The organism is Alloprevotella sp. (assembly GCF_057240785.1).
In genome coordinates this window covers 1-4,829 of record NZ_DBHHRH010000005.1, presented here as the reverse complement: position 1 = coordinate 4,829, position 4,829 = coordinate 1, and the positions used below count along the sequence as shown (strand labels likewise).

At 43.6% G+C, this 4,829-nt stretch carries 3 protein-coding genes; all 3 read right to left on the bottom strand.

The features are described from left to right. Positions 1 to 247 precede the first annotated feature (247 nt). Positions 248 to 3,355 carry a type I restriction endonuclease subunit R gene (locus ACO4R2_RS01515; RefSeq protein WP_484768905.1) on the bottom strand — a complete coding sequence of 1,036 codons (3,108 nt, stop codon included), beginning with the start codon at positions 3,353 to 3,355 and terminating at the stop codon, positions 248 to 250. A 135-nt stretch (positions 3,356 to 3,490) separates the two neighbouring features. After that, positions 3,491 to 4,150, bottom strand: a complete 660-nt coding sequence (locus tag ACO4R2_RS01510; RefSeq protein ID WP_484768904.1) for a four helix bundle suffix domain-containing protein — start codon at positions 4,148 to 4,150, stop codon at positions 3,491 to 3,493. A gap of 30 nt (positions 4,151 to 4,180) precedes the next feature. Continuing rightward, the gene (locus ACO4R2_RS01505; RefSeq protein ID WP_484768906.1) at positions 4,181 to 4,702 is read right to left on the bottom strand and encodes a restriction endonuclease subunit S; all 522 of its coding nucleotides are present in this window, start codon (positions 4,700 to 4,702) and stop codon (positions 4,181 to 4,183) included. Positions 4,703 to 4,829: the final 127 nt, after the last annotated feature.

Below are 4,829 nucleotides of genomic sequence, written 5' to 3'. Positions count from 1 at the left end.
ATAGTAAATAAAGGGAGTACAAGAGATTTTAGGTCTCTTTTTGTCATATAAGCCTGATTTTGTGTGTTTTATAACATAAACGGAAGTTTGCATGCGTGTGTTCAGAAATCGTACTTTTGTAGCCACGAAGAACTTAATCATACGCAAGTGAAACATTGCTAGTTTGTACGATTTGGAACACTCTCTAAAAAAGATACCGTTCACCCCACGAGGTAGAACGGTATTCTTTTTCCAAAAGGTGAGGAAATCAGAGTTCTCCACCAACCTCTTTGAATTTTTCGATGAAAGCAGCAATCTTTTGGAATACGCTTTCTTTCTTTGTCAAGTATTGTGGATTGAGTGGACTCATCTTAGGGAGAATCGCTTTCAGGTCTGTCCCGTTTTCGCTTGCGAACTTACGCTTTAATGAAGTCTGAATGTAGCGCTTTGCAGCTTCTACGTTCAGGTTTTCTTCAGATATTAATTTTTCAGCTTCTATCTTCTGTTTCTCTTGTGCATAGGTAAAGAAAGAGGCGATAATATCTGCTTTGTCCTGAATCTGTTCGAGGTCGGTTTCATGAATGAAATCGACGATTAGTCCCTCTTTGGCTCTATTTCCTATACTGCTTCGGATGACTCGGCGAATATCTTCAATCAGCGCGTCCTTGTCTTTCGTTTTTTTGTTGTGTTCAAACACCAGTTCAAGGATATAATCTAAGTCGATTTCTTGTGACTTGAGCAAATCAACCTCAAACACCACATCGTCCCAGTCTATGGTGCTTTCCTCTGATTCTTTCCCTTCCCGTTCGTTTCTGAACCAGTCTCGAATATCGTTGTATGTGGAGCGATAATCTTGTGCCGCGCGCTCTGAAAGCACATCAACCTCCATCATGTCCGTAATGTCTTCATCTGTCAAGAAGTGCTGATCCTGGAATGTCTTGACAGCATCAGGGTTTGTCTTATCGATCTTTTGTAACTCTTTGAGATAGGTGAATTCATCATAGTTTTGCAAGATGTTTTCTATCTTCAAGTAGTCACCAAAGAGTTTTACAAAATCTTTTTTGTCCGCTTCCGTAGTGATCTCATCAGGTTGTGGGAACTGCTCTTTGAGTTCTTTCACAATATCCACATAGCCTTTTTTTGCTTCGCCTGTTTCACAGTCCGTGAAGCCTTTGAGATATTCCTCATAGCTTTTCTCCAGTAGGACGTTCTTTGTGTTTTCGTCGCCAAACAATGTGATGGCGTCTATTGTGGCCTGTTCCATATCTCGGAACGTAACGATATTGCCAAATGTTTTGGTGGCGCCATAGATACGGTTGGTTCGTGAGAAAGCCTGTATCAGTCCGTGATAGCGCAGGTTCTTATCCACAAACAGCGTGTTGAGTGTGGGGGCGTCAAAGCCTGTGAGAAACATTCCTACTACGATGAGGAGATCAACGTCCTGACTCTTCACTCGTTCGGCCAAGTCTTTATAGTAGTTTTGGAAAGTTTTATTGTCCACCCCAAAGCTCGTTCCGAATGTGGCATTGTAGTCGTCTATTGCCTTTTTCAGAAATTCTTTGGCGCTGCGGTCCATCGCCGAAGGTTCAAAACCTTCATCTTGTATATCGCCTATGGCGTGTTGCTCTTCGTTGGGAGCAAAGGAGAAGATAGTGGCTATTTTTAGTTTTTTCTCATTCTCTTTTTGCAGCTTGTTGAGCTCTTCATAATAGAGTTTGGCTGCCTCAACACTACTCACTGCAAACATGGCGTTGAAGCCCTTTCCGTTTCCTTCGTTTCGATGGGTCTTTATTCGGAAGTTTTGCAAGATGTATTGTGAAACTTCTTTGATTCGGTCGGGGTGGAGCAAGAGTTTTCTGTTCTCCGCCGCTGTCAGTTTGATTTCGTCTTGTTCTGTTTCCAGTGCTTTGAATCGTGGGCGCACATCGTTATAATCCACCTTGAATTTCAGCACTTTCCCGTCGCGAATGGCATGAGTAATAACATAAGCGTGGAGTTCTCGCCCAAAGACATGTGCCGTAGTTTCTTCTCCCAAAGCATTTTCGGGGAAGATGGGCGTTCCTGTGAATCCAAACTGGTAATACCGCTTAAACTTTTTCTTGAGATTCTTCTGTGCTTCGCCAAATTGTGAGCGATGGCATTCATCAAAGATAAACACCACCTGCTGCTCATAGACGGGTAGCGTACTTTCGCTCTTCATCAGATTATTCAGTTTCTGAATCGTCGTTACAATGATCTTGTTATCGTCCTTCTCTATGTTCCTCTTTAGTCCTGCCGTACTTTCAGAACCATTTACGCTGTCGGGCGAGAAGTGTTGATATTCCTTAATTGTTTGGTTGTCGAGATCTTTACGATCGACAACGAAGAACACTTTGTCGATAAAGTCAAGCTGTGTAGCCAGTCGGGCCGCTTTGAAGCTCGTCAAGGTTTTGCCCGAACCTGTTGTATGCCAAATATAGCCTCTTCCTTCGAGTGTGCTCCATTGTTTTGCTTCGTACGCACTCTTTACTTTCCAAATCAACCTTTCTGTTGCGGCTATCTGGTAGGGGCGCATGATGAGCAACGTGTTGCTGGTGTCGAACACGCAATAGTGGAGCAGTATCTGCAGTAGCGTGTTTTTCTGAAAAAAGGTTGCAGTAAAGTCTTTTAAGTCCTTGATGGGGGTGTTGTCTGATTTTGCCCAGTTCATTGTGAAGTCGAAACTATTTTTGTTTCGTTTCACCGTGTTAGCAAAATAGCGGGTATCTGTTCCGTTGGAAATGACGAAAATCTGCAAGTATTTGTAGAGTGAGCTGTCGCTGTTGAAGCTCTCCTTGCTGTAGCGGTGTACTTGGTTGAAGGCTTCGCGGATGGCTATGCCACGTTTCTTTAGTTCCACTTGCACCATGGGTAAGCCATTCACCAAAATGGTTACATCGTAGCGATTGGCTTGTGTTCCAGTTTGTTCAAACTGGTTGATTACTTGTACTTTGTTTCGAGTTACATTCTGCTTGTCGACCAGATAAATGTTTTTGATATGTCCGTCGTCGAACACAAAATCATAAAAATGATTATTCTGTATCTTTCGCGTTTTGTCGATAATGCTATCGTTAGCCCGATCTAAATACTCATCAAGGAAGCGCTGCCATTCAGCATCGGTAAAGACAACATCGTTGAGTGTTTGCAACTGTTTTCTTGCATTTTTCAATAATGCTTCAGGCGTGATGAGAGAAGGGAGATACTCATACCCTTGATTCTGGAGATCTTCTATCAGTTCGCGTTCGAGAGCTGCCTCACTTTGATAGCTTGTCGGCGCTTCGCAAGCGATAGAGTTTTTGGTGTAGCTGTCGAGAACGATGAAGTTCTTCAATTCTGCAATGGTGCTGTATTGTGTCATTTTTTTGATTTGGTTTTTTTCTTGATTTATTGGAGTAGCTAGGAGGCCTAGTTATCCTAGGGTTCCTAGGCTCCCTAGGTCTCCTATGATAACTAGGCCCCCTAGGGACTTTCTCAGGATAGCTCGCTGCCTCTCTCACTCTTTTTCTTCGAGCAGCCTTTTGAGTCTTGCCACTTCCGCTTTCAAGGCGGCATTCTCTTCCTTGAGGGTTTGCATCATTCGGTCTTGTTCCTTTCGGTAGCCAGTGCGAGCGGCATACATTCGTTCCTTGATACCTCCTTCTGTTACGAAGCGTTTTTGAAGGTAGTCGAGGTAGTGGCACATCATCTTATCTGTGAGATGGCACAGTGAGAGCGCAGCATTGCCAAACTCCTCCGCTGTCCATTTGTTTACAAAAGGAGCATAGTCGGCATAGTTGTTATGCTCTCGGCAGAAGGTTAAGAGAGCGTTGTAACGTGGGTGGTTCTTCTGCCAAAGCGTTAGCCCACGAGTATGGAGATAGTCCTCATAGTCTTGGCGAAGTTCCTGCAAACTACTACGTGCCACATTGAGCAGTTTTAGTTCCATTTCTGTAGAGGTCATGCCGTCTTCCTTTCCCTCCACAATGTTTTGTTTTCCCGACCGTGCCGCTTGAATCATTTGATCCACAGTACGGTCGCCATAGGCAGGTAGGAAACGTTTGCAAAAGACGAAAGTCATTTGGTAGAGCGCATCAGCCTTTTGATAGAAGTGCAACGTTTTCCAGTCTGTGCCGCCACGCAGCACCTGCGGTTTGTTATTCTCCATAGGCAGCATATTTTTCTTTTAGAAGTTTAGCGCATGTTCTCAATGCCTGAACGAGAGAAGTTGTTCTCGATAATATTCATATTGCTTTCTGCGAAGCTCAATCTCCTTTGGCAGTCCCTCGCTGATGGAGCTTGTAAGCGTGTCGAACTTGTCGAGGATAGAAACTATGCGCTGCTGCTCGGAGAGAGGAGGGATGGGGATTTTGATTTTGGCAATCACTTTATTGTCTAAAGTAGGTATACCAGCTTTCCTAACCTTAGCCTTTATTGAGCCTTCCATACATTGGAGTACATAATATAGATATCTTTGGTTTAATGATTCGTTATGAGAAAAACAGAAGCAACCGTCAGAAGACCAAAATTCTCTTGAGCTGTATCCTACCGTTCCTGCCGATGCTCCTACGTTAATAATCATTGTAGAATGAGCTTCTCGATTAGGTTTACTATAATAACCAATGGGATCTATTCCACCATGAAACACAGGATAGTCTCCTTTATCATATAGCTCTCTTTTTGTTAATCTCTTTCCTCTAAGGACACTGCAAAGTTTTTCCAAAGGAATAACTGTTACGTTATTTAACTTTTCGGGGGGGTATTTAACATATCAAAGGCCAGTAACTTGTTGCGATAGTACTCATACTGCCGCTTGCGGCAGTCCAGCTCCGCCTCCAGCTCCGCCTCCAGCTCCG